The 25343-nt window shown below is 70.0% G+C and carries 20 protein-coding genes and 1 pseudogene; 10 read left to right on the top strand and 11 right to left on the bottom strand.

What is annotated here, in order from left to right:
• The first annotated feature begins 23 nt into the window (after positions 1–23).
• Positions 24–1187 (top strand): tyrosine-type recombinase/integrase, encoded by a 1164-nt coding sequence (locus ACQEUR_RS14310; protein ID WP_433030346.1) that lies wholly within the window; start codon positions 24–26, stop codon positions 1185–1187.
• Between the two features lie 259 nt (positions 1188–1446).
• On the opposite strand, the pseudogene ACQEUR_RS14305 reads toward ACQEUR_RS14310, so the two are convergent.
• The 6 genes and pseudogenes from ACQEUR_RS14305 to ACQEUR_RS14280 all read right to left on the bottom strand — a co-directional run bounded on the left by ACQEUR_RS14305 (position 1447) and on the right by ACQEUR_RS14280 (position 8049).
• Positions 1447–2345: pseudogene (locus tag ACQEUR_RS14305) on the bottom strand (aminoglycoside phosphotransferase family protein).
• Positions 2346–2516: 171 nt separating this feature from the next.
• A complete protein-coding gene (locus ACQEUR_RS14300; RefSeq protein WP_433030344.1) occupies positions 2517–2732 on the bottom strand; it encodes a hypothetical protein in 216 nt (71 codons plus the stop codon).
• On the bottom strand, positions 2732–3409 hold the full coding sequence (locus ACQEUR_RS14295; protein WP_433030342.1) for a hypothetical protein: 678 nt from the start codon (positions 3407–3409) through the stop codon (positions 2732–2734). The genes ACQEUR_RS14300 and ACQEUR_RS14295 overlap by 1 nt, the downstream gene beginning before the upstream one ends.
• 426 nt (positions 3410–3835) lie before the next feature.
• Positions 3836–5017: a Cmx/CmrA family chloramphenicol efflux MFS transporter gene (locus ACQEUR_RS14290; protein ID WP_433030340.1), complete on the bottom strand. Its 1182-nt coding sequence runs from the start codon at positions 5015–5017 to the stop codon at positions 3836–3838.
• Positions 5018–5306: 289 nt separating this feature from the next.
• Positions 5307–6572: an IS701 family transposase gene (locus ACQEUR_RS14285; protein ID WP_433030452.1), complete on the bottom strand. Its 1266-nt coding sequence runs from the start codon at positions 6570–6572 to the stop codon at positions 5307–5309.
• Positions 6573–7134: 562 nt separating this feature from the next.
• A complete protein-coding gene (locus tag ACQEUR_RS14280; RefSeq protein WP_433030338.1) occupies positions 7135–8049 on the bottom strand; it encodes a LysR family transcriptional regulator in 915 nt (304 codons plus the stop codon).
• 122 nt (positions 8050–8171) lie between these two features.
• Here ACQEUR_RS14280 and ACQEUR_RS14275 point away from each other — a divergent pair, with 122 nt between their 5' ends.
• The 8 genes from ACQEUR_RS14275 to ACQEUR_RS14240 are packed head-to-tail and all read left to right on the top strand — an operon-like array spanning position 8172 to position 12479.
• Complete coding sequence (locus ACQEUR_RS14275; RefSeq protein ID WP_433030450.1) at positions 8172–9410, top strand: pyridoxal phosphate-dependent aminotransferase; 1239 nt, start codon at positions 8172–8174, stop codon at positions 9408–9410.
• Positions 9407–10492 carry a C45 family autoproteolytic acyltransferase/hydolase gene (locus ACQEUR_RS14270; RefSeq protein WP_433030336.1) on the top strand — a complete coding sequence of 362 codons (1086 nt, stop codon included), beginning with the start codon at positions 9407–9409 and terminating at the stop codon, positions 10490–10492. The genes ACQEUR_RS14275 and ACQEUR_RS14270 overlap by 4 nt, the downstream gene beginning before the upstream one ends.
• A gap of 57 nt (positions 10493–10549) precedes the next feature.
• Positions 10550–11212: a hypothetical protein gene (locus ACQEUR_RS14265; protein WP_433030334.1), complete on the top strand. Its 663-nt coding sequence runs from the start codon at positions 10550–10552 to the stop codon at positions 11210–11212.
• Positions 11209–11715: a hypothetical protein gene (locus ACQEUR_RS14260; RefSeq protein WP_433030333.1), complete on the top strand. Its 507-nt coding sequence runs from the start codon at positions 11209–11211 to the stop codon at positions 11713–11715. Before ACQEUR_RS14265 ends, ACQEUR_RS14260 begins: the two co-directional genes overlap by 4 nt.
• 22 nt (positions 11716–11737) lie before the next feature.
• Positions 11738–11872, top strand: coding sequence for a hypothetical protein (locus tag ACQEUR_RS14255; protein WP_433030332.1), 135 nt, complete (start codon positions 11738–11740; stop codon positions 11870–11872).
• Positions 11869–12078 carry a hypothetical protein gene (locus ACQEUR_RS14250; protein WP_433030330.1) on the top strand — a complete coding sequence of 70 codons (210 nt, stop codon included), beginning with the start codon at positions 11869–11871 and terminating at the stop codon, positions 12076–12078. Before ACQEUR_RS14255 ends, ACQEUR_RS14250 begins: the two co-directional genes overlap by 4 nt.
• A gap of 6 nt (positions 12079–12084) precedes the next feature.
• Positions 12085–12327 (top strand): hypothetical protein, encoded by a 243-nt coding sequence (locus tag ACQEUR_RS14245; RefSeq protein ID WP_433030328.1) that lies wholly within the window; start codon positions 12085–12087, stop codon positions 12325–12327.
• Positions 12327–12479, top strand: a complete 153-nt coding sequence (locus tag ACQEUR_RS14240) for a hypothetical protein (RefSeq protein WP_433030326.1) — start codon at positions 12327–12329, stop codon at positions 12477–12479. The genes ACQEUR_RS14245 and ACQEUR_RS14240 overlap by 1 nt, the downstream gene beginning before the upstream one ends.
• 213 nt (positions 12480–12692) lie before the next feature.
• Here the strand turns inward: ACQEUR_RS14240 and ACQEUR_RS14235 are convergent, their stop codons facing one another.
• The 4 genes from ACQEUR_RS14235 to ACQEUR_RS14220 are packed head-to-tail and all read right to left on the bottom strand — an operon-like array spanning position 12693 to position 17971.
• Positions 12693–15755 carry a helicase HerA-like domain-containing protein gene (locus ACQEUR_RS14235; RefSeq protein WP_433030324.1) on the bottom strand — a complete coding sequence of 1021 codons (3063 nt, stop codon included), beginning with the start codon at positions 15753–15755 and terminating at the stop codon, positions 12693–12695.
• A complete protein-coding gene (locus ACQEUR_RS14230; RefSeq protein ID WP_433030322.1) occupies positions 15752–16348 on the bottom strand; it encodes a hypothetical protein in 597 nt (198 codons plus the stop codon). Before ACQEUR_RS14230 ends, ACQEUR_RS14235 begins: the two co-directional genes overlap by 4 nt.
• 28 nt (positions 16349–16376) lie before the next feature.
• Entirely contained in the window at positions 16377–17447 is a 1071-nt protein-coding gene (locus ACQEUR_RS14225; RefSeq protein WP_433030320.1) for a hypothetical protein, read from the bottom strand.
• 20 nt (positions 17448–17467) lie between these two features.
• Entirely contained in the window at positions 17468–17971 is a 504-nt protein-coding gene (locus tag ACQEUR_RS14220) for a DUF4365 domain-containing protein (protein ID WP_433030318.1), read from the bottom strand.
• A 1005-nt stretch (positions 17972–18976) separates the two neighbouring features.
• On the opposite strand from ACQEUR_RS14220, the gene ACQEUR_RS14215 reads away from it, so the two are divergent.
• Complete coding sequence (locus ACQEUR_RS14215) at positions 18977–21988, top strand: AfsR/SARP family transcriptional regulator (RefSeq protein ID WP_433030316.1); 3012 nt, start codon at positions 18977–18979, stop codon at positions 21986–21988.
• On the opposite strand, the gene ACQEUR_RS14210 is transcribed toward ACQEUR_RS14215, so the two are convergent.
• Positions 21961–25305: a type 2 lanthipeptide synthetase LanM family protein gene (locus ACQEUR_RS14210; RefSeq protein WP_433030314.1), complete on the bottom strand. Its 3345-nt coding sequence runs from the start codon at positions 25303–25305 to the stop codon at positions 21961–21963. The two genes, ACQEUR_RS14215 and ACQEUR_RS14210, sit on opposite strands and share 28 nt — an antisense overlap.
• Positions 25306–25343: the final 38 nt, after the last annotated feature.

Below are 25343 nucleotides of genomic sequence, written 5' to 3'. Positions count from 1 at the left end.
CTCTGTGACCACGGGAGGTCGTCGTGGCGGTTGGTCGGGATCCCAAGGGCAAGACCTGGCACTTCGTCGTTGATCTACCGGCAGGCCCCGACGGGAGACGGCGGCAGATGCGGCGTCGCGGCTTCGCCAGCGAGCGGGTCGCCCGTGAGCGGCAGCAGGAAGCGCTCGCGCAGTTTGGCGGGGCCGAGCTGGCCGCGGACGGTACGGTGGCGGCCGAGTTGGACCGATGGTTGGATGAGCGTGAGCTGGACCTCTCGATCACCGGGCTGTCGACGTACCGGGACTTCATCCGGGAGTACATCAACCCGCACCTTGGCTCGCGCCAGGTCGCATCGCTAGACAAAAACGTTGTGCACGACTTCTACAAGACGTTGCTCCGAAGCGGGTCTCGTCGCGGTCGGCCACTGGCGGCCGGGACGGTGCGGACCGTGCACCGGATCCTGCATAAGGCGCTGCGGGACATCGGAGTCGAGATCGCTGGCGTGCGTCAGCCTCGGAAGCCGCACAGGTTCAGCAAGGGTCGCAAGGGCGTCTGGACAGCGGAGGAGACCGTCGCCTTCCTCGGGGCCGTACGGGAAGACCGCCCGTACGCCGTCTGGGTGTTGGCCGTGGTGTGCGGGATGCGCCGTGGTGAGCTGGCGGGCCTGCGCTGGTCCAAGGTCGACCTGCGCCGTGGGGTGAGCCGTGGGGTGATTTGTACAGACTGGCAGCGAACCACGGCCACCGGGCAAGGTGATAGGGGAGTGGTCGAGAAGGAGACCAAGGGCAGTAGCGCCCGGAATATCGCCATTGGCGAGTCGGTGATCGCGGTGCTGACCGAACACCGGCGACGGCAGGATGCGGAGAGGGCCCTGGCGGGCGAGATCTACCGGGACGAGGATCGGGTGTTCTGCCGGGAAGACGGACTCGGCTACCCGCCGGCATACTTCACGCGGCGGTTCGGCCGGGCGTGCGAGGGTGCTGGTGTCCCGGTGATCGCACTGCATGACGCCCGGCACACCTTGGCCACCGTCGGGGCGGATGCCGGGGTGCCGCAGCATGCGCGACAGGACCGGATGGGGCACTCGGATTCGCGCGTGACGGCGGAGATCTACACGCACGTGCTGCCGCCGGCACAGCGGAAGGCGGCTGAGGTCATGGAGCGGGTACTACTGCCCGAGGGTCGATCGTCGGAACCGCAGACCTGAAGCAATGGTGGTCCAGGTCGGTCTTCGTAAGCCGTGCGTCGGGGTTCGAGTCCCTGGTGGCGCGCCACCAGGTTTTGCCGCCGGTACTTCCCGAAGGCCATCGACCTCGTCGGCTGACCGCGCAAAATCCTCAGTTTGGAGCGGCACGCCGGACGGGCTCATTCAGCTCCTCACACCAGCCTGCTGACGGGCCATCCGCTCATGGCGATGTGTGGATGGTTGATCGCGCCGGCTGTCGGACGTAGTGGCGATCGAGGGGTCAGCAGGTTGTGGCGGTGAGGTGTTGCAGGGCGGTGTGGGCGGGTGGCCCCCAGGTGGGCTTGCCGCCTGGGCGGCCGTGGGTGCCGGCGTCGCCGATGAGAATGCCGCTGAGGGCGCGTGCCATCGCCCAGCCGCGGGCGCGGCGCATGGTGGCGGTGTCCGGGGTGGGTTGGTAGGCCGCGTAGACGTGGTCGGTGGTGGTGGCGGGGAGCAGGAGCCACCCGGCGGCGAGGTCGTATGCCGGGTCGCCCGCGCAGAGGTCGCCGAAGTCGATCACGCCGCAGAGGGTGCCGTCGGCGGTGAGGACGTTGGCTGGGTGCAGGTCGGCGTGCAGCCATAGCGCCGGTCCCGTCCATTGAGGCGCGGTGACCGCGTCGTGCCAGACGGTGCGGACGGCGTCCGGGTCGTTGATCAGCCCTCGCTCGGTGGCTGAGGAGAGCCGTGCGTTGAATCCCTTGGTGTGGTCGGTCAGTGGCCCGCCACGGTCTCGGCCGGTGGGCGCGCCGCTGGGGGCGGGTTGGTGAAGAGCCGTCAGGAAGGTGGCCAAGGATTCGGCCGCGTCCGCTGCGCGTGTGACAGGGGCGCGGTCGGCGGGTGTGCCCGGAACCCAGGTGGTGATGAGCCAGGGCCGAGGGAACCGTTCGGAGGGCTCGCCGAATCGCTGCGGGACGGGGACCGGCAGCGGAAGACGCGGGGCCAGCGTGGGCACCCAGGAATGCTCCTTGCGCAGCAGCGCGTCCGCGGACCCGGTCGCCCAGGGAAGCCGGACGGCTAGGTCGTCACCGAGCCGCCACAGTTGGTTGTCCCAGCCACGCGGCCCAGCCGAACCGGGCGATCGGCGAGGTCAGGGTGCTGGTCGCGTACCAGAGCCCGCACCAGCTCCGCGGTGATCTCGATCTCGACGTGGGCACGTGGAGCAAGGGTAGTCCCGCAACGCCCCTGTTCCCCCGGTAGACGATCGCCGTCAGCTACTGCTCACACCGGCTCGTATCGCGCTTCGTCTGGCCTGCCGCCCGCTCATGCTTCCGACAGGGGTGCTCCGCCCGCGCATGCCGGACCCGCATCCACTCATGCCGTGAGCCGAGCGCGGTGAAGTCGGTGGTGGGCGGCTTGCGGCGGGTCGACCGCGATTCGCATGGCGATTGTTGGCGTGGCGAGCGTGGTGAACAGAGGCGGGTACTGGTTGTCGAGTGGCTGGTTCAGTTCTGCCGTGGTGGCGGCCCGCAGTGGTGGGCGGTGGGAGGCGTTGGCGCCTGACAGGCCGGCGATCACGGTGTTGGTCATCAGTCGGGTGGTTCGGCGAACCATCCGGATGTTGGGCGAGGTGGGGGCGGCGGCTCTGCGGACTGCACGGCGGGTTGCGGGGGCCAGAGTTGTTGGGTGCGGTCGGCTGCGGCGCGAATGACCGCAGCGTGGAGGACGGTCCGGGATTCCGGCATGCCGAAGGCCGGCCAGGCGAGGACGAAGGTCACCGGCCCCTCGGGAGGTAGCGGGGACACCCAGTAGGTCTGGTGCACGCTCTGTTCGCCGCCGCCCCCGCCCTGCCCGACGAGTACCAACTGGCCGCCATCCGCCATCGCGGCCGGGCCCAGCATTCGCATGTTCTTCAGTGTGGACGCGCGGCGACCGTCGGAATACTCGATACCGAGCAGGAGGCGGTCCTCCAGGGGGATCTCGATGCCTGGGTGGGCGTGAGAGCTGATGAGCATGAACAGCCCGCCGCGGGCGCGGTTCGGTCGAGCCTGGCGCAGGCGGACGGCGAGCGTGAACTGGAAGCCGGTGGAGTACGCCTCGATCTGGGTGATCCCGACCGCCGCTTCGTCGGTCCGGCCGATCAGGGCCGTGAGCCCGACCCCGGCGGGGAACTCGTTCTCCGGCGGGGACATCCGCCGATGCCAGTGATGCATCTGCTCGGGCGTCGGCGGTTCATCGGCCGGCCCGGCCCGGTGACTGACCCACATGGCGCCATCCTCGCGCGCGAGCAAGCCCTGGCACCAGACTTGCCGGGCCCGGCCTGAACCCGACGACTGGGGCCACGGTAATCGCGTATCCGCTCACGCCGCGTTCCGCCCGTTACGTAACGTGGCGGCGGACGGTATATCGCCGGCGCCCGCAACTGCCGACGAGCGAATGACGGCCGGCCTCGCTCGCCGCTAGTCTGCCGACGGGCCGGCGCTGATTGAGATCGTGTCTGTCATCGATGCTGCCCGGGCGATGTTCGACCTGATGTAGACGTTCATGCCGCATCGATGCGGCAGCCAGGGGACGGCCGCAACCAGCAGTGGCGGCCCGCCGATTTTTTTCGGCGACATGAGCAATTGGGCGGGTTCGGCATCGCTCGATGAGTCGCCGCCGTCCCTCGACGCTCAACGGAGCGTTCGCGTGGGTCATCGAATCGCCTGGCCGACGCGGGATGCGATGAATCGCCGGAGCGGCAGGGCAATGAGCAGTGCGATCGCAACCAGCAGGCCGCTGACCCACACCGGGCCGAGGTCGCCGGCATTGGCCCCGAGGGTCGCTGCTGCAACGACGGGGCCGCCGGCAGCACCGATGTTGAGCGCCGCGGTCGCATACGACCCTCCCATGGTGGGGGCGCCCGCTGCCTCATAGAGCACCCTGGCGATCAGGGTGCTGCCCAACGCGAAGGAAAGCGTGCCCTGCGCGAACACGAGGAGCAGAAGCGCCACCGGCTGGCCAGCCAGGGTCGCCAACGCGACCCAGCCGAGCAGCAGCAACGGGCCACCGACTGCGATCACCATGCCGGGACGCTGATCGGAGAGCCGTCCCGCGAGGGTGACGCCGACGAAGGACCCAACACCAAAGAGCACCAGCACGACCGAGACCCACAGCTCGCCCAGGCCGGCGGTGTCAGTCACGATCGGTGCCAGGAAGGTGAATGTGGCGAAGGTGGCAGCGTTGACCAGGGCACCGAGCAGCATGACCAGGACCAGCCTGGGCATCGCGAGCTGGGCGATCTCGTCCCGAAGAGACGAGTCAGCCGGAGTGTCCCGAGGGATCTTTCCGACACGGGCCGGGATGCCCTTCACGACGCCGAAGGCAGCGGGAAGGCAGAGCAGTGCGATCGCCCAGAACGTTGCCCGCCAGCTAAACGCCGTGCCGAGCACCGCACCGCCGGGAACTCCAGCGATGGTGGCTACCGTCGTACCCGAGAGCAGCACCGCCAGCGCGCGCCCCTTCTGATCAGATGCGACGAGCGTGGCCGCCGTGCTCAGTGCCACAGCCAGGAAGCCCGCGTTGGCCCCGGCGGCGATCACCCGGGTAATAAGCAGAACCGCGAAACTCGTCGTGAGGGCGCCCACGACGTGGACCACGGCGAAAACCAGCACGAAGCCCAGCAGGCTGGCCCGGACAGGCCACCCGCGCGCAAGCGCCGCCATCAGCGGCGCGCCGACGACCATCCCGACAGCAAACGCCGAGGTCAGAAGCCCGGCGGCCCCGACCGACACGTCGAGGCTTGCGGCGATGTCCGGCACCAAGCCGGCAAGCATGAACTCCGAGGTGCCCATGGCGAAGACCGCCACGGCAAGCAGGTACAGCGGCAAAGGCATCAAGAACTCCGAGGTGAGAGAGAACGACGAGACGTCTCGTCACCGCGGCCAGCGCCCAAGGGTGCGCGCAAATGCCCACGCAGCGAAGGCTGCCGGGAAGCGGACTATGAACTCAGTGGTTCAGGGGGCTGACGGCGTGACCGAAAGCCCTCACCTTGGATGCCTCAGGGCTCGACATGCCACCAACACTACTCAAACCCACCGGTCACCACGCAACCGGATTCCGTCCGAGGCGCGTGTCGTCAACCTCGTGCCCCGCAACATCTAGTACGGCAGCCGCCCTTCGTGATCAGGGCTGAAGTTCGAGGTTGAGGCGGCGTGTGTAGTGGCATCGTCGGGCTCGGGCTTGATGCCGGCGTCGCCATTGTGACCAGCGCAGACGATGGGCGAGTTGGGTGATCGGGCGGATGATGCAGGCGTTGATCAGTCGTCGGGCCTCGTTGACCGTTAGCTTGATCAACCCAGTGCCGGCCGGATCGTCTTTGGCGGCGTCAGCGGCGCAGATCACCAAGACGGCGAGGGCGGCCAGGGCGAGGGTGGTGAACCGGGGCCAGGAGTCCCAGCGGCGGACTTGGTGCTGGTCCAGACCGACCTGGCCCTTCGCGGCCTGGAAGCTCTCCTCAACGGTCCATCGGATGCCCGCGACGCGGACGAGTTGAGCGAGGGTGGCCCGGCGCGGGGTCCAGCAGCGGTAGAAGGCCAGCTCAACGGTAGTGGTGTTGCGGCGGATCAGCAAGCTGTGGTGGCCGCCATCGTCGGGGTCGGCGTCGATGGTGACATCGTCGAGCCAAGCCCAGTCGTAGTAGCGGGGGCCCTTCGAGCCGACGCCGGCCGATCGGCGCTGCCCGGCCGAGTCGGGTAGGTCGTCGGCGATGCGGTCGGCGCGAACTCTGGTCTTGTCGCCGTCGAGCTGGACCAGGTGGCTGCGGGACACCGCGAGGACGTAGCCGAGGCGGTGTTCGCGCAGGTGAGCGCGGAACGCGGCGCTATTGCCGTAAGCCTCGTCCGCGGCGGCCCAGCCCGCCGGCACGCCGGCGTCGACCGCGGCGGTGATCATGTCGGCGGCCAGCTCCGACTTGGTAGCGAATTCGATCTCGTCAGGCACGCCAGCAGCTGCGCACCGCTGACGGTCCTCGGTCCACGACGCCGGTAGATACACTCGCCGGTCGATCAGCGTGTGCCCGCCCGAGCCGGCGTAGCCCAGGAACACTCCGACCTGGCTGTTCTCGATCCGCCCGGCGGTGCCCGTGTATTGCCGCTGGACCCCGACCGTGTGGGTGCCCTTCTTCAGGTCGCCGGTCTCGTCGACCACCAGGACTGCCTCCGGGGCACCGAACCGGTCGGTGATCAGCTGCCGCAGGTCGTCGCGGACGGCGTCGGCGTCCCACACCGCCCGGTACAGCAGCCGCTGCATCGCGTCCGGCCGGGTGTGACCGGCCCGCTCCGCCAACTGCCAACACGTCTTGATCTCAAGATCAGCCAGAAACCCGGTCACGAACTCCGCCGCTGCGCGACGCGGCTCCACCCGCCCGAACCGGCCTGCGAAGCACCCCAGCACGCCGGCCAGCACCCGATCCCACCCGACGACGGCTACGCTGTGGCACGCGGCCACCGCAAGATCTGATGTCGTGTCCACAACGCACAGACGATCACGCGGTGGCCGTCTCGCGTCCACCCCACCCGAGCAGCAAGATCCCAAACGGCGGCTGCCGTACTGGCCTGGCAGGGCGGAGCGTCGCCGACGCCCAGCGCGAGCCAACACCCAGACCGGGCAGCCACTACTGCCCCGGCACGCGGCACGCGTCGTTGCTCCTCGCCCTGATGACGCCGTTCCAGGTCTCGGCGGCGGCGGAGGACCAGACGGCGCACGACGGCGACGTCGCCGTCAGGGTCAGGCCGTGCGCACGAATCGTCCGTACCCGGGTGACCTCCCCGCGCGCCGAGCCGCCGACCGGTCCGGCTGCCGAGCAGCCTGCCAGCGGGCGTCCGTCACCGCCCCGAGGGCGGCCATCCGGGCCAGCACGTCGGGTACTCGTCGCGGACGATGTGTTCGCAAGTGACAGTTCCCATCTGAGTGGCGCCCGGCCGGCGACCGATGAGAGTGCGGTCTGGGTGTATCAGTCGAAGAGGGTGGTGTGGTCGTTGGCTGCTGCTCGTAGCGCGTCGATGGTGGCGGTGACTGCTGGTCGTTTTCTGCTGGTGTGGCGGATGGCGATGTAGATGGTGCGGTGATGGGGGGTTGGCAGGTTTCGGGTCACGAGGTTGTGGTGGCGGTCTGTCAGCGCCATGCGTGGAGTGACCGCGATGCCGAGTCCTTGGGCGACGAGGTTGACGATGGTGTGGAGTCCTTGGAACTCCCAGGTGATGGTCGGGCGGGAGTGCAGGGTGTTGAACAGGTCGTCGAGAGCGCGGCGGGATGGTTCGTCGGGGGGTGCGGCGATCCATGGTTGGTGGGTGAGCGCCGCGAGGTCGACCGGGTCGTGATCGGCGGCGAGTGGGTGCTGCTGTGGGACGACGAGGACGAGTGGGTCATGGAGGAGTTCGATGAACTGCACTGATGCGGGTCGGTGGGTCGATTCCCCGAACCAGTCGTCGACGAGGGCCAGGTCGATCTCGCCTGTGTGCAGGCGGTCGAGGCCGTGGTCGGTGTTGGCCTGTCGTATGACGGCGTGGAGTTCGGGATAGCGGCGTAGGCGTTGGACGGCGGGTGCGGTGAGGGCCAGCGCGGCGGTGGGGAAAGTCGAGATCGCGATCTGCCCGCTGGGGGTGTCGGCCGTGGCGGCGAGGTCGGCTTCGGCGGCCTCGGCTTGGGCCAGGATTCGGGCGGCGTGTTCGGCCAGTCGTCGTCCGGCATCGGTGAGTTGGGCGCTGCGTGCGGTGCGGTCGAGCAGCGCGCGACCGCACTGGCGTTCGAGTGCGGCGAGTTGCTGTGAGACGGCGGACGGGCTGTAGCCGAGTGCGGCGGCGGTGGCGGCGATGGTCCTGCGACGGCTGAACTCGTGCAGCAGTCGCAGCCGGCGCAGGTCAAGCATCAGAGAATCTTATGCTTGAGCTTCGGAGACCCGTGCTTGACCTGACGCTTGTGCCGCTTGATCGTTGCAATGAGCCCGAACTGGGTTTCAGCGACGACGAGTGACGGGAGTGGATCTTGGTTGTGTCAGCTACCCTGGCCGCCGACGAGGCGGTACGCCGCAGGCAGGCCGAGGGACTCAGCACCCTGCCGTTGGCGTTCGGCCAGGCTGGTCTGCCGGTGCACCCACGGTTACGCCAGGCCATCACGGATGCCGCCGACCGCAACGGCTACGGTTCCGTCGCGGGGTCGGCGGAGCTGCGGGACGCGGCGGCCGGTTACTGGCGGCGGCGAGGGTTGGACACCAGTCCTGCTCAGGTCCTGACCGGTCCTGGGAGCAAGGCTCTGCTCTACACCGTGCTGCAGGCCGTTGGTGGCGATGTCGTTATCCCACAGCCCAGTTGGGTCAGCTACGCGGCACAGATCACGCTGTTGGGCAAGCAGCCTCTGCGGGTGCCGACACTGCCCCGCCAAGGTGGTGTACCCGACCCTGACCGGCTGCTGGATGCCGTACGGCGCGCACGCCATATCGGCCGCGACGTCCGTGCCGTGGTGCTCACCGTGCCGGACAACCCGACCGGCACCCTCGCTTCCGCCGCCACTGTTGAACGTGTGGCCGCCATCGCGCGTCAACTGGACCTGGTGGTCGTCTCCGACGAGATATACCGCGACCTGGTGTACGACGGGTCGTCCCGCAGCCCGGCGGAGTTCGCCCCCGAACGGGTGGTCATTACCAGCGGCCTGAGCAAGAGTCTCGCTCTCGGTGGCTGGCGCATCGGGGTCGCCCGGCTGCCCGCTGGCGACATCGGCGACCGGCTACGCGAACGGATGCTCTCGGCCGCCAGTGAAATCTGGTCGAGCGTCGCCCAGCCCGTGCAGTTCGCCGCGGCGCTGGCGTTCGATGAACCGGACGACCTAACGGAATACATAGCCCGCGCACGGCACCTCTACCAGAGGATCACCATGGCCGTGGCCGACGCGTTCACCACCGTGGGTGCCGCCGTCCCGTCGCCGCAGGCCGCGTTCTACCTCTATCCAGACCTCACCCCCCAGCGAGAACGGATCGCCGCCATCCACCACATCCACACCGGTAGCGACCTGGCCGACGTACTGTTCGACCGGTACGGCATCGCCACGCTCCCGGGCCGCACCTTCGGCGAATCGACAGACCCACTGACCCTACGGATCTGCACCGGCATGCTCACCGGCAACGACCCGCAGCAGCGCGCACAGGCCCTGCGATCCACCGACCCGCTCGCTCTGCCGTGGATCGCCGATGCTCTCGGCCGGCTCCGACTCGCACTGTCGGAACTCACCCGATGACTCACCCAACCATCACCGAGCAGCAGCTCGGCGACATCCCGTGGCTGATCCTGCGCGGCGAGCGACTTGCCGTCTTCCAGGCACTCGGCGCGCACGCCCGACACGGCATACAGGCCACCGTCGAGCAAATGCCCGACCTGGTCGACCTACGGCGCAGAACCACCGCACCGACCGTCGCGCAGACACTCGCCGCCGTCAGCGTGGCCAGCCAGCACCACTACCCACGAGTTTGGGCGGAACTGACCGCCCTCGCCGAAGGCGCGCAGGTTCCGTTCGACGACCTGCTCCTGCTCAACCTTCGAGGCGATCTCGGCACCGACGACGGCACCGGCTGTACCGACCTCGCCTACAGCACCCCCACACGAGCCGTGATCGCCCACAACGAAGACGGCATCGCCTGGCTGGACGGCCGCTGTACCCTGCTCACCCTGGACATCAACGGCGACCCGCCCATCACCACCTGGTGGCTACCAGGCTTCATCCCAGCCAACACCTTCGTCCTCACCGGCAACGGTCTGGCCTGGGGGATAGACCACCTCACGGTCCCACACCCCGCCCACGCGCCCGGCCGCCACTTCGTCGCCAGAGCCCTCCAGCGGGAGCCAACCCCCGCCCACGTCGCCGAACGCCTGACCACGACACCCAGCGCCGGCGGCTTCGCCTACACCATCGGACGGCTCGGCCACCCCGACGTCACCGTGATCGAGGCCGCCGCCGGGCACGCCTGGACCACACGGGTAAAGCCCCCACAACCATTTCACTGGCACACCAACCACGCCCTGCACCTCCCCACCGGCATCACCAGCTCCTACCCCAACAGTGAAGACCGGGCCCGATTCCTCAAACACCTGACCATCCCCGACCACCCCCAGACACCCTGGTTCCTCAACATCCTGACCGGAGCGCCCCTGCCCGACGGCGTACGCCGAGACGGCGCCGACGACACCAGCGTCACGCTGCTCACCATCGCCGTCGATCTCCTCGACCAACAGGCCACCCTGATCCGGCGCAACGGCAAACGCCTGTCACTACCCACACCCGACCTCATCACCGGCATCGCCGACCGCGTCAGAACCGAATGAACCCCCACCGGTAGCCCGTCCTCACCACCGGCGGTCGCTCCTGTATGCCGGACTGCGATGCGCGGTCGGCTCAACCAGTGGGCCGTCCAGTCGGGAAGTCAGCCGCTGCTCTGCGCGGTCGCCGCGGTCTGCGGCGGGGCGCTCGCCGATGCTCACCCGCAGGCGGTGCTGACCCGGCTGAACAACCTGGCGGGGCGAGGGATCGATGCCGTTACCGACGGAGTCGTGGCGGCCCTGCGATCGCTCTGGGAACGGCCGTTGCACCGGCAGGCGGCGCTGCGCCGGGTCATCGACTGGACCGCCGGGCAAGACCCTCGGCGCGACGCGGGCCTGCGTGCTCTGGCGGCGATCTCCGAAACCCCGGACCGGGCCGGGTTCCTCCTCGCCGAGCTGGCCGGCGACGCGGAACTGCAGACCGGACTGGTACACGCCTTCACGCTCCTGTTCACCGGCGAAGGGCCGCAGGGCGAATTCCGCGGAGCGCTCTTCCGCTGGCTGGACGCGGCGGCCGGCGAACCCGCGTATGAGGATCTGGTCACCGACCTGATGGTCCTCGCCGGCGGGACCGGCCAGGGCGCCAGCAGCCGCTTCGCCCGCATGTCCGACCTGCTGTACGACTGGCGGCCGTTAGCTCGCGACGCGGAGGCGCCGGCCGCCCGCGACATGCGTGACCGACTCAACGAGCGGCTGCACCGCGCGAACCCGCTGGTCGTCGCATGAGCGAGAACTGGCGCGACCGTCTGTCGGGCTTGTGGGCGAGACCCGAGGACCCCGCACAACCAATCACTTTCCGAGCCGAACTGCGCAGCTGCCATCCGAACGTCGCGTTCGCCGCAACCTTCCACTTCTGGTGGCAGGACAATGACCAGGCCGCCTTTTGGAGGGCACGGCATAACATCACGGAGCGGGCCGACCAGGTCACCGTCCGATATTCCGTCACGCAGGCCGGCAACGCCGAGAACGAGATCAACACCCGCATCGCCAACGGCGTCCGCGTTCAGTTGGCGGTCAGCCCGCAAGCCCGCGCCGCCGCGGAAGCCATCCTGGAGATCAACCGGCAGACCGCCCTCGAACGCCTGAAGCAGCAGGCCGAACTGGAGCGGATCCGGTACCTGCGGGAGAGCATCTACTCCCATCCCGACGTCGCCCGCAGCTACTGGCTCTACCACCACCCTGACCGGCCGGAAGAGCTACTCACCATCGATCGCCGAGAAGCTCGGTGATGTCGGCGAGTCCCGGTTCCTGGTGATCGCCAGGCTGATTGGTGACTTTCTTGGACGGCTCGAAGACGGCGATCGCCGATATCTGCTCGGGCAGTTGGGGCAGTTCTTCTCCTCCTATGACCGGCCCGACCTGGCGGAACGGCTGGAAGCCTCATGAGGGAACTGGAACGTGCCTCACTGCAACAGACGAACGAGATGATCCGCTTCGCCGACGTGAAGGCGGCCGCCGTCTTGGCCGCTGCCGGGGTCCTGGTCGGGCAACTGCCGTCGGCTCACGGCTTCTGGGGCAAAGGCGTCCTGCTCGTCGCCGGCGTCTGCGTCGTGCTCAGCGCGGTATTGGCGCTCTACACACTGACGCCGTAGCGGCGGGTGACGACCGCGTGGTCGCTGCACTACTACGACAATGTCGCCCGTCGGTACGGCGACGACCGGGAAGCCTTCGTCGACGCCTGGGTGGAGGCGGCGGGTGACCACGACGCGTTCGAGCGGGCGGTCGCCGGGCAGATCTGGGCAGCTAACATCGTGGCGTACCGCAAGTTCACCCGGATCACCTGGTCCATCCGCTCCCTGGCGGTCGGCGTCACGGCCCTCGCGGCCATGGCCCTCACCTGATGCTCCTCCTGATCCTGACGATCGCCTTCGCCGCCGTGACCCTGATCAGCTTCTTCGGCGGCGAGCGGACCGCGAACCGTACGATCTGGGTCGTCGTAGGCGCCGTCCTCCTGGCGGGCCTGCTCCTCGTCGTCGGCACACAGGTCGGCTGACAATCGTCCCGGCGGTAGAACCGCATGCAGTAGGTTGACGAACAAGCCCCTGCACCGCTGGGGCGCGGGTCGGGGTGCCGACGAGCCCGACGATGTGGGGCTCATGACTTGCCAGGGCCCTACGCGCATCATGCTCCGTGAGGCTTGGCAGCCGGCGACAGATGGCCTGAGCATGTCGATGCTGGGCATCGAGCTTTCCGCGCCAATCGTTACCTATTGCCGCCGTGCTCGTTGCAGGACCTCCTCCTCAGAGAGCGCTTCGCGGTGATGGCTGAGGCAGATGGGTACTTCGATTTTGCTGAACGAGGTGCCCTCGGTGGCGCCGAAGAAGACACCAGGCTTGAGTCGGGAGATGTTGTCGAGGGTGTTACCCCGGGCAGCGGCCATCTGATCTGCGGCGGCCTGCTGCACCGGTGCGGTCAATTTTCCGATGAACTGGCTGCTGGTGTTGCCGGGGACGCTGTTGTGTAGGCCTTTCGGCGTCTGCGTGGCGAGCAGCATGCCCAGGCCATACTTGCGGACCTGCGCGATCAAAGTGCGAGTGGTCTCGCTGCTCGGCACCTGGCCGATGACCGGGACGAAGATCTGGGCTTCGTCCAGGACGAAGAGGCCGCCGAGCGGACGATCGCGGACCGGGTTTGCCTTGAAGTAGGCGAACAGGGCCTCCTCCAGCCGATTTACGAAGCTGGGTCGCTGCGGAATCGGGAGACCGATCAGGTTGACCACCGAGATACGGGCCGCCTTCCCGGGTGACGGCGTGAGCAGATTCGTGGGATCAGCATTGGTGCCGGTCTCGTCGAGCAGCGGGTCGGTGTCCCTGGCCGCGTCCAACGTGGCCGCCATGTTCTTGGCTAGCCGGCTCCGGTCCGGACTGTCGGCTACGCCGTCGGGCGGCTCGTTCAAGACGTCCAGAAGATTGTCGAGCGTTTGACCGCCGTTCTTCGCGCAGTATTCGAGCGCCCTGGTCAGCACCGAGAGCTGCTGGGTCGTGCGCTGAGTACGGCCGGTCGCCCCGGCCGGCCCGGCGAGCGAAAGGATCGTCGTTCTGATCAGGCGACGGAACTCGTCCGGATTGTCTAGCGTCGGTCCGAAGTCGGGCAGGGGGTGGAAGGTGAGTGGACGGCCGCTGTGGAGGCCCGGCGTCCAGACGACGACTTCGGTTTCGGAGAAGTAACGTCGGGCATCGCGTTCCTGCGCCTCGCCCCATCCCTTCGGTGGTGTGGGCCAAGGGTCGCCGAGCGTGGCGAGATCGTCGTTTGGGTCCACCACGATGACGGAGACACCGCGCAGGGCGCACTGCTCGACAAGATGCCGGACCAGGACGGTTTTGCCGGATCCGGTGCTGCCGATGACGATTGCGTGCTTTCGCAGCGTTGCGAGCGGGATCGTGAACGGGCGACGGCCACGTTGCGTCTCCCCGACGAGGATCGCGACGTGGTCTGCTGGGGCTGGTCCCACGGAGTTGTCGCGGTCGCCGGAGTTCTCGCGCACATCGGCCAGGATGATCCTGAAGATCTCCAAGCTGCTGGCCGGCTTCTGCCCGCGCAGCCATTGGTGCAGCCCTTGGGGCCGGCGTTCGAACATGATCCGTAGCGCGGCGAGTGTACGAAGATCGGACGCGGTCACTACGAGCGCCTCGCCGCCTCGCCGCTCGAAATCGGCCTTCAACTCCTCGGTCACCCGGCCGCGCGGGAATCCGCTGTTGCGCAGGACGAAGAGGCGGCGGCTCGGTAGCCCTTGGCCCAGCCCAGCGGCGGTTATGGCTCGTTTCAGCTGGGTTTGAAAACTTGTGTGGTGGGTCGCGGCGATGGCCCGGAATGACCAGTGGACCTCCTGCTCGGTTTCTTCGTCGATCGTCAGGCGGAGCCTCGCATGCAGCTCCGCCGACGTGCCGAAGTCCTCCTCGACGGTGAACCGATGTGGACTGCCGCCCATTTCCAGTACCAGGCTGCGCAGCCCGGCGGACAGCAGCTTCGGCATAGCGTCGTTCTGGACCCGCTCCAGTAAGGGTTGGCCGTCTGCGGCGGCCCGGAGCTGTTCGAAGTCGGCGTTGAGATCGGCAGTGTCGTCCGGAACGGGGGGCGGGGGCGGTGGGGCGGATCCGGCCAGAGCGGTCATCTCGGTCGCGCGTCGGCTCTCGATGCAGCCCTGGACATGGTCGTTGACGCGGATCAGCAGTTGCCGCGCGGTGTAGCGATTCGGTACCTGGCCGAGTGCCGTTTTCGTGATTGGCCAGGTGGGATAGCGCGGGGTGAAGCTCCGCGAGGCGTATCCAGGCGCGAATCTGCTGCTCACGATCGCGGCTGCAGTCTCGGAATCGGGGATCGCGCCGAGTTCGGGCAGCAGCTCGAATCGGTCCCGGGAGGAGAGCAGTGTGGATCGCGCGATCATGTCCCAGGTGTCCGTCTGGCAGGCGATGACGATGAGCGTCCGGCGGCTCTCGTCGCGCAGTTCCATCAGGGTGGTGGCGATGTCGTCGCGCATCCGGCGCGCGGTCGAGGACTCTCGAACTCCGGTCCGGGAGCCCAGTGCGACCGTAGACTCATGGGCGAGCGGGTCGAGCTGATCGAAGGCGAAGACGATGGGACCGGCCAGCGCGATTAGGTGGGTGAGGTCGCGTAGGACCAACTGCCACGCGCGGGGCCCGCCGATGCCCCACTCCGCGCGCTGCGCGTCGTGGGCCTCCGGCCGGATGAGATAGCTGTGCCCGATCTGGACGGCTGGGCCGGTCGAGGCGAGCAGGACGAGGGCGCGGGCGGTGTCTGAGGCAGGGATGCCGACCTCGGGATCCAGCGAGCGTAGCCCGGCCAGGAACTCCTCCAGCCGTTCCCGGGTCAGGTCGTCGCGACCGCTGATTGCGGCACGGGTCGCCGGATCCAGGCCGGCGGAGTCGGCGATGGCCGTCAGCAGGCGGGAGAGTTGACTCGCCCCGCCGATCGACCGGCGGAGCAGCCCGCTGCAGGTGTCACCGACCGCGCTTTCCCAGGCCGACGTACCGGCGACCGGTTTCAGCAGGAAGAAGTAGCCGTTCTTGGCTTGGACCTGTTCCCGGACCCAGCTGAGCAGATGGGTCTTGCCGGAACCTCGCTCGCCCAAGACGACCGCGGTGACCGGCCGGCGTCCGCGCGTGAGCCCGTCGATCGACTTGCTGAGCCGGCGGGTCACCTCCGGGTGCAGGCTGTCGACGTGGTAGCCGGGGAGATTCCATATCTCGTCCCTGGTCGGCGCCCATTCCGAGGTGTCCAGCGCCTCTAGGGCCTCGAGTTCGGCGCTCATGCCAATTCGATCTTCAGCAGGTGACGTGGCTCGCTGCCGATCAGGACGGCCGCCTGTTCGTCCTCGGTGGTGAGCTTCCGCTGGTCCAGTTCAGCCTTCAGATGAACGTCCGGTTGCTCGACCATGCGGTCCAGCTCCGCGGAGAGGTCCACGTCGTCGTCCAGCCATTCACACACGTCGGCTAGGCGGACGTACTGGCCCTTGCGCCGGACGGTCAGCTCGTCGTAGACGGACCTAATCCAGGACTCCGCGTCGGGCTTGAACAGGTCCTCGAGCTCCTGGTCCGTACGGATCAGGTAGGTGCGCAGTCCATTCAGGATCGCGTAGAGCGGCCCGGCCGGGAACTTCGTATCCGCGGGCCGACCAGCTGACATCGCCGTCAAGCACCAGTCACGGCCCGCCTTCGTGATGGCATGCACGGTGGTCGAGCGTCGTTTGGTGCTCTGCAGATAGCCCTTGAGGCGGCGCTTGTTGCCCGCGTCGATCTCGAGCCCGGCGATGTCGCGAAGCTCGCGGTTGGTCGCCGGGCGGGCAATGGCGAGCAGCGCGAAGAGCGTCATCTGATCCCGGTTTGTCATTTCCTCGGCGGTCACGTCCAGCCTCCTGAGCGGTCTAGGGGGGTCAGTCGATGAGGTCAAAGCTGCGCTCGGGCACTAGCTCGACCCGGCCGGTGGAGCTGGACAGCTCGCCGGAGACGCGGACGGCGAGCTGACGGTGGTGTGCCGCGATCGCCCGCTCGTAGGCTGCCTGATCGGGCAGGCGAACCCAGATCTTGCGCCGACGAACCAGCCCGCTGCCGGTGCGGAACTCGCCGCGTACGCTGATGCGCCACTGTTCATCGCGGGTGGCGCCGTGGTGCAGCGTCTCGATCCGGCCGGTGATGGCCGCTGTCCCGGAGGCATCGAGGTTGCGGAGCCGGTTGGCCGCCTCGCGGAGCAGTACGCCCGCGCCCGCCGGGAAACGGTGGCTACTTGTGCCCGATTCGGTGGGCACAGCGCGGCCCCAGCGGAAACCGATTTCGAACGGCGCCTCGTGATCGGTACCGCTCAGGTCGCTGAGGGCTATGCAGAGATTCGAGGAGAGACCGGCCGTCACGATCTCGTCCTCGAAAGCCGACACCCGGCTCGTCGAGACGGCCTCCCCGGCCGCGGCGATCGCCTCGTAGATCTGCCCGGTGACGGTGCGGCCGGTGACGCCCCCCGCCAGCGCGGCGCGAGCGGACAGGCGTACTTCGAGCACATAGCTACCGGCGCGGGTCGGTCCCATCTCGGCGCTGTGGAGCAGGTCCGCCACCACGTTGGGCGGACGGCCGGCGAACGCGAAGTGCGGGCCCTGGACCACGGTGCGGGTGGCGATCGCCAAAACATCACGTACCCCTTGAACGGCCCGGTAGCCTTCGGTGACCGACGTGTAGCCCGGGTCCCGGTCGGCGGGAAAGGTCCGAAAGAGCTGGGTATCCACGTCCGGCCGGGCGATCTCCGCCGCGATTTCCAGAACCGGACGATCCTCAACCATGGCGAGGCAACGCAGAACCTCGTTGATGCGGGCCCGGGCGTCGCCGAAGCCGTCGTGGGCGGGAACCAGGACCTCGTAGTCGTCCGGATGGTTCCACACCCCGGCGCCGTGCCAGTCGTGCGGTGCGCGCAGCCACCCGGTCTGCGCCAAGTAGGAGGCGATGTCGTTGACGCGCAACGCGCGGTTGTCATGCCGAGTCACCACGCGGTCCGGGACTCGGTCAGTCTGCGCAGCTCGTGAGCAGTCAGAACGTTGGCCGTCGGCACCATGACCGGCCGACTGCGTTGACGGTTGGGCTCCGCGATCGGCACCTCGGACCGAAGCGAGACGTAATAGCCGAGGTGCCGCAGCAGGACGCCCTCGGAGCGGAAGGCTGCGTACTCGAGCGGGTCCGGCGGCACACAGATGAGGAACAGGTAACGCGGCACACTGAAGTTCGGTCCGGCGAGCTTGTTGAACTGCCACTCGTTCAGACCGCGGTAGTGCAGACGGCCGGACGACTCGGTCGGCCTTGACCAGGTCTTCACCTGTGCCTCAATCATGGGTGACTGGACGTGGCCGTACCTACCCGTCGCACGGAACCCCAGATCGACGCCGTCCGAGTCGTTGTCCTGGGTGAGCACCACCAATCCGGCCGCCGAGGCGAGCACCCGAACGTAATCCTCGCCGAACTTCCCCTGATGCTGTTTCGCGTCCAGCATCGACCCCTCCGCAGGTGACCCCTCAACAAGCGGTAGTCGGAAGCTTACGAGTGGTACTGATCGCTGTCAGTATCCGAAAATTGCACGCAAAGTGGCCGTCTGGCCTCTGGCGTCTTGGTGGGGAGCCTGCTAGCGGATCTCGACGCATCCTCGGCGCTTCCGCGAGGCGAGGGCCAGATGAGGGCCGGCGCGCGCTGCAGGCGCTCTCACCCGGCCCCAAGGTCTCTGGTCGACGCGACGACCCACCGCATGCGGCAGTTGACGTGCGTTGTGGAAGTCGCCGCGCCACTGCAACGCCGTACCTTGCAGGCCAGACGGTAGGTGGTACCGGCTCTCGTACGGTCGCCCGCCACGACGACCCGGCCCGGAGGCGGGGCCAAGTTCTCGGAATACCAGTGGGCGGATCGGACGGAGTGCACCGACCATGGCCCAGGACTGGTGCCGGCGGGGCTCGAGCCACGACCACAGCCGCTCGTTCGCCACCGCCTCGCGCGGGTCGCGGCGGCGGTCTCCATTCCCGCAGCGTCCCGATGTCCCGCAACTCACGCTACGGCGCCGACGCCACCCAGTGGTCGGACAGCAGGAACACCTGGACCCCGTCCCTCCGGCCAGATCTCTAGGCGCCATCGGCAGCCCTCCCGCTCGTACGGGATGATCCACACGAGCACCCGGCGGGGTAACCGCTCCGGAGCAGACCAGCTGCGACAGGCAGTGCACATCGTGTTCCAGGGCCTCACGGCGGTGGCGGCAGTGGCCGCGCTGGTGCTCACCGCCCGATCGCTGGACTACACCGCCGATGCGACCAACGCCAACCGGGCCCAGCACGACAAGTAGGAGGGTTCGCGTCACGCTCCTGGCCTCACTCCGTCAGCAGCAGTGGCCGGAACAGGCCAGCCGATCGGCTCCGATGGATGTTCCGCGGAGCCCGGGATAGGCTGCTGCGGCCAATGGATCTCCCCGGACGGACACGTCCGCAAGGGGTCGGGCGGCTCTGTGGAGGAATCCATGCCCGCGTTCCGCATGCTGGGCCCGTTGGAGATCCGTGATGCCGGCGGCCAGCCGGCGACGCTGGCCCGCCGCAAGCAGCGGGTACTGCTCGCCCTGCTCCTGCTGCGGGCGAACACGGTCGTCCGGACCGACGAGATCCTTGACGCCCTCTGGGGTGAGCGGCCGCCGGCATCCGCCCGGGCGAACCTGCACTCCTACGTCTCCGACCTCCGCCGGACACTGGCCCGGGTGGCGCCAGCCGAGCGCCCGCGGCCGGATTCGGTGGCCAAGGGCTACCGCCTGGAGCTGTCGCCGGGCGAGTGCGACGCCGCGATCTTCGAGAGTCTGGCCGCCGAGGGCAGCCGCGCCCTTGCCGCGGGGCGGCCCGCGGTCGCGGCGGAACGGCTGGCCCGGGCGCTCGGCCTCTGGCGGGGGAGGGTGCTGGAAGGGCTGGACGGCTACGGGTGGCTGGGCCCCTGCACCGCCCGGCTGGAGGAGGCCCGGCTGACGGCGCTGGAGGACCATGTCGAGGCGCGCCTGGCGCTGGGACAACACCTCGACCTGACACTGGAGCTGACCAGCGCGACCGCCCGCCACCCCCTGCGCGAACGGCTGTGGGGCCAGTTGATGGTGGCCCTGCACCGGACCGGCCGCCGGCCGGAGGCGTTGCGGGTGTACGAGCGGTTGTGCCTGCTGCTGGAGGCGGAACTCGGGGTCCGGCCCGGCGAGACGGTCCGGCGGATCCACCGGGACATCCGCTCGGACGCCTCCGCCGCGTCGTGTTCCCCGCCTGGCGCGGCGGCCTGTTCCGCCGTCGGCTACCCGGCACCGGCCGGGGCGGGGACCGGTGGCCCCCTCCGTGTCCCCGCACCGGCGCCGCCCGCCGCCGGCGTCGCGGACCCGGCCCGGTCCACCGGCGCGGTACGACCCGCCGGCGGCGAGCACGGCGCGGCCGCGCCGGACGGTCGGCCGGTACCCGCGCAGTTGCCGGCCGATCCCAGCATGTTCACCGGCCGGCACGCGGAGCTGGCCGCGCTCTCGGCCGTACTGACCGGACCGACCGAGCAGACCCGCACCGCCGTCGTCTCCGCCTGCGGCGGCGTGGGCAAGACCTGGCTCGCGGTGCACTGGGCACACCGGCATCGCGAACTCTTCCCCGACGGTCAGCTCTTCGTGGACCTCCGCGGGTTCGACCCGTCCGGCCGGCCGACGGCGCCGGAGGCGGCGCTGCTGGGCTTCCTGGACGCGCTCGGGGTGGCACCGGGGGCGGCGCCCGCCGACGCGGACGCCCAGGTCGGCCTCTACCGGAGCCTGCTGGCCGGGCGGCGGATCCTGGTGGTCATGGACAACGCCCGCAACGCGGAGCAGGTCGTACCCCTGCTGCCCGGCTCGGCCGGCTGCGCCACCATCGTCACCAGCAGGGACCGGCTGACCACGCTGGTCAGCCGGCACGGCGCACACCCGGTGCCGCTGGACGTCCTGACCGAGGCGGACGCCCGGCAGTTGTTGAGCCGACGGCTGGGTACGGAACGGATGGCCGCCTCGCCGGACGCGGTGGCCCAGGTGACGGCCGCCTGCGGCGGACTGCCCCTGGCCCTGGGCATCGCCGCCGCCCGGGTGGCGGTCCAGTCCAGACAAGCCTTCCCGGTCATCGCCGGGCAGCTACGGGACGCCGCCACCCGGCTCGACGCGCTCGACGAGGAACACCCGGAGGGCGGGCTACGCGCCGTGCTCTCGTGGTCGCACGCCGCCCTGGACCCGGCGGCCGCGCGCGTGTTCACCCTGCTGGGCCTGAACCCGGGACCGGACATCAGCACGCCGGCGGCGGTCGCGCTGACCGGTCTACCGCATGCCCAGGTGGCGGCCGTCCTGCGGATCCTGGACCGGCAGTCACTGCTCGTCCAGCAGACGGCCGGCCGCTGGCGCCCGCACGACCTGATCCGGCTCTACGCGGCGGAACGGGCCGTGCGCGATCTCCCCGACGCCGAGCGGACGGCGGCGGTGGACCGGCTGGTCGGCTTCTACCTGGGGACCGCGCACCGCGCCGACGGCCGGCTCGAACCGGGTCGGGAACCGGTCGCGCTGGATGACTGCGCCGCCGGTGTCGACCCACTCCCGCTGGCGGACGAGGCGGCCGTCATCCGGTGGTACGAGGCGGAGGACCGCTGCCTGCTCGCCGTGCAGCAGATCGCCGCCGAGCACGGGCGGCACCGCGCGGCCTGGCAACTGGCCTGGCTCACCGACGTCTTCTACCGGCGGCGGGGTCGCTCCGCCGACCGGCTCGCCATCTGGCAGCTCGCCCTGGCCGCCGCCCGGCAGGCCGGCGACCCGACGGCTCAGGCCCTGACGGGCCGGTTCCTGGGCTGTGTGCTCGCCACGGCGGGCCAGCACGCCCCGGCCGTCGAGCACCTGCACCAGGCCCTCACGTTGGCCGAGCGCGGCGGCGACCTACGTGCGCGGGCGGACACGCACCGGGCCATCTCGTGGGCGCACGGCCTCGTCGGCGAGGATCGGCCCGCTTTCGAGCACGCCGTGGTCGCGCTGCGGCTCTACCGGTCGCTGGACGGCCGCGCGCTGGCCCACGCGCTCAACGGCGTCGGCTGGTACGCCGCCCGGCTCGGCCGGCACGAGCAGGCGAGCGGACACCTGCAGGCCGCGCTGCGGCTGGCCCGCAGCCGCGACGACCGCGGCACCGAGGCGAACGCCCTGGACAGCCTCGGCTACCTGGCTCACCGCACCGGCCGGCACCACCTCGCCCTCTGCTACTACCAGCAGGCCATCGCCCTGGCCCGGGACCTCGGTTACCGCGTCGTCGAGGCCGACACCCTGGCACACCTCGGCGACACGTATGCCGCCCTCGGTGACCTGGACCGGGCGGACGCCCACTGGCGGGAGGCGCTGCGCCAGTACCGGGCCCAGCACCGCACCGCCGAGGCGGACCGCCTCCGCCGGCAAATCGGCGGGACCGACCGGGGCGGCGCGACCGGCCCCCCCGGTCGGGATCACCGGGCGGACCCGGCCGCCGAGTGAGCCGTCGCGGCGGCCTGCTCCGAGGCCCCGCCGGCGGAGGGCTCGGCCAGCGACGGCGCAGAGAGATCCAGCAGGGACGGCACCCGGTCCGGCGCGGCCAGCCGGAGCAGCCCGTAGCCGATGCCGGCCAGACCGGTCATCAGACCAGGGGTCTCCACCCCGCCCGGCACCCCGCACATCCAGCCGTGCCGGCGCCGACCGTCGAGTATGCCGCCGGCGAGCCGGTAGAGGCGGGACCCGAGGTCCGGATCGCTCAGGGTGCGGGTGGCGGCGAGGAGCAGTTCCAGGTTGCCCAGCGATCCGTGGCACAGGGAATGGTTCAGCGTCAGGCCCTCGCGCAGGGTGGTGGCGAGAGCCGCCGCCAGGTCGGAGCGGACTCCCGGATCTGCGGAGCAGCGCAGCGCGTGCAGCCGGGTGAGCCCGATCCCGGGCGCGCCGTGACACCAGGCGGTCATGAAGACCGGCTCGCCGTCCGGATGTTGCGCGGCGAACGTCGGATCCAGCTCCCGCAGGTCGGGCCAGTTCTGGCGGGGCCCGTCGAGCAGGCCCCGCTCGTACGCCATCGCGTCCTCGGCGGCGTCGAGGTACCGGGGCCGGCCGGTCACCTCGTAGGCCCAGAGCAGCGCCCGGGCGACGCCGGAGGCGCCGTGCGAGAACCCGGCGAGCGGCTCCGGTCCCAGTGCCGGATCGGGCCAGGCCCTGCCGGCCGGGGTCGGCACGGAAAGCGCGACGAGCAGGTCCGCGCAGCGGCCGATCTCGTCGGCCAGCACCTCGTCGCCGGTCGCCCGGTGCAGGCCGAGTAGGACGCAGAGGAACCCGGCGGCTCCGGAGATGATGTCGAACCCGCTCGCCGGTCCCAGCCCGCGGGCGATTCGCAGCGCCGTGTCCCGCGCCGAGGCCAGCAGGTCGGGCCGGTCCCAGAGCACGCCCAGGTGGGTGAGCAGGTAGACCACCCCGCCCATCTGCTCGAAGGCGCCGACCGCGCTGCCGCCGGTCTCGTCCAGCCGGTCCAGGGCCCGGTCGCGCTCGGTCAGCAGGCCACCCAGCCCTTCCTCGACCACCTCGGCGTACCCGCGGTCGGGCAGCAGGACGTCGAGATAGGCGAAGAACAGCAGCACGCCGGGAAGGCCGGTGTAGAGATCCCCGGCCAGCGGCCGAACCTCCCACACCCGCTCGCCCAGCAGGGAGAGTCCGAGCCAGGTGACCCCGTCGCCGTCGGGCAGCCGCAGCCGCCGCAGGTGCTCGCCCACCTCCCGGGCCGCCTCGACGAGTTCGGCCGGGTCCGCCGGTTCGGCCCGCTCCACGACCGTGGTCTCCGGCCACCGGCTGCGGCCCTCGCCGAGGGTCAGTGCGGTGAAGGAGGCCCGGATCATCCAGGCCTGCCGGAGCAGCTCCGCCTCGTCCAGTGCGGCGATCCGCCGCCGGACCACCGCCAGCATCGGTTCGGCGAGCCGCTCGGGCAGCCGGTGCCCCTCCGCGCACCGCATGTCCCGGGACCCCGGTCGGGTGGTGAAGACCGGAACGTCGCCGCGGTACAGGTCGTGGCGCTCGCAGCCGCAGACGGCGTTGAGGGTGCCGTTCACCTCCCGGCTGCTCCAGAGGTTGTCCAGGTAGCGGTCCCGGGCGGCGGCATCGCGCAGCAGGTAGGGATGGGTGGTCTCCACCAGCATGTTGGCGTAGGCCTGGGTGGGGCGGACGATGCACCGGACCTCGTCGCCGGCGAAGCGGGCGAGCGGGCCGTCGTCGGCCAGCAGCGCGGCGCGGTGCCGGCTGAGCAGCCGGGCCACCGCCTCGAACCCGGCGAGCACGTCGGTCACATGGTCCAGCGCGTCGACCTCGCCGCCATGCAGACTCGCCCGGTTGTGGCCCTCGGCCATCTCGACCCGCCGGCGGACGACGCGCATCCGATCGGTGCCCTCGTTCTCCATGCAGGCCACCGGAGTCGGGCTGAGCTGCCCGAAGCCCCCGGTGATGCCGCTGAACTCGGCGGTCTCGTCCGGCTGTCCCTGCACCAGCTGGCGCTGTGGCAGCAGGCCGATCGCGAGGACGGACGCCTCCAGCGCGCGGGTCCCGGCGGCCGGGACCGTCGGCGCGGCCAGGGCGGAGCGGCTGGGGTGGAACATCGCCTCCAGGTCGATCAGTACCGGGTGTTCGCCGGCCGCGATGAGGTTCTCGTAGTGGAAGTCGACGGCGTGCAGGCAGTGCATCAGCGCGAGGTATCCCCCCTGGCGCCGGTAGAACCGGGCGACCTCCGCCGGGCTGGCGCAGGGGGCGGAGGCGACGAACTCCATCCAGCCGTGGTCGCCGAGGTCCAGGACCGGCACCGGGCGGAAGTCCGGCTCGGCTCCGCGGGCGTTGAGCCAGCTCAGCAGCTCCTGGAAATGCACGTCCACGGCGAGCGATCGGGGCTTGTAGACCACCTGGGAGCCGTCGGCGAAGCGCACGATGGCGACCGAGCGGCCCCCGCGGTGCGTGTCGCCCACCCCGCAGACCAGGTCGGCCACGGCGCCGGGGTCGCGACCGGCGAAGAAGAACGCCGCCAGCCGGTCCCGCTGGTCGGCGATCCGGTGCAGCAGCTCCGTGCCGGCGGTCCACCACTGTTCGGCGCAGGTGACCAGGTCGCGGGCCAGCAGCGGGTACTCGGCCAACAGCCGGGCCGAGCGCTCGGGCCGGCGGAGGAGCTGGACGAACTCGCGGAATCGCGCCGCGGGGTCCGGCGCGGTCAGGGTGCCCTGCAGGTTGGCGATGTTGACCTCCAGCACCGCGACCCGGGTGAGCCGGAACAGCAGTGCCGCGCAGAGTTGCCGGAGCAGGAGGCGGCGCACCGCCGGCACGTCGAAGCCGCCCGGCCGGTCCGCCTCCAGCTCGTCCAGCAGGGTCGACAGCCGCCGGGCCGCACGGCCGAGGAGAGGCGCGACGATCTCCAGCAGCAGGCCCATCTCGTTGTGAATGAGGTCGGGCACCAGGCGTGGGTCGTCGGTGTGTTCCGCGTAGGTCTCGGCGAGCGTCCGCAGCCACTCCGGAGCGCCGCCTTCCCGCTGCCGCAGCCGGTCTCGCAGCTGCGCCGGAGGCTCGCCGAGCAGCCCCCGGAAGTCCGACTCGGCCAGCCCGGCCTCGCCGAGCCGCTCGGCCAGCCGGTCGGCGTCCCCGCCGAAACCCGCCTCGGCGAGCCAGCGCTCGAACCTGCGTCGGGCCAGCTCGACGTCGCCGTCCGGGGTCTCCGGTGCCGCACCGCGGTCCCACACCGAGGTCGCGAGCGCCCACTGCGGGTCCGCCACGTCCACGTACGGGCTTCCGGTAACCGTGTCACTGCTCATGGGTCTTCCCTCGCGAAGAGTTGTCGGTGCGGCGAGCG

Origin of the sequence: Plantactinospora sp. CA-290183 (assembly GCF_050936375.1) — a bacterium.
In the GTDB taxonomy this organism is placed as follows: domain Bacteria; phylum Actinomycetota; class Actinomycetes; order Mycobacteriales; family Micromonosporaceae; genus Plantactinospora.
This window is presented reverse-complemented; position numbering and strand designations above follow the sequence as displayed.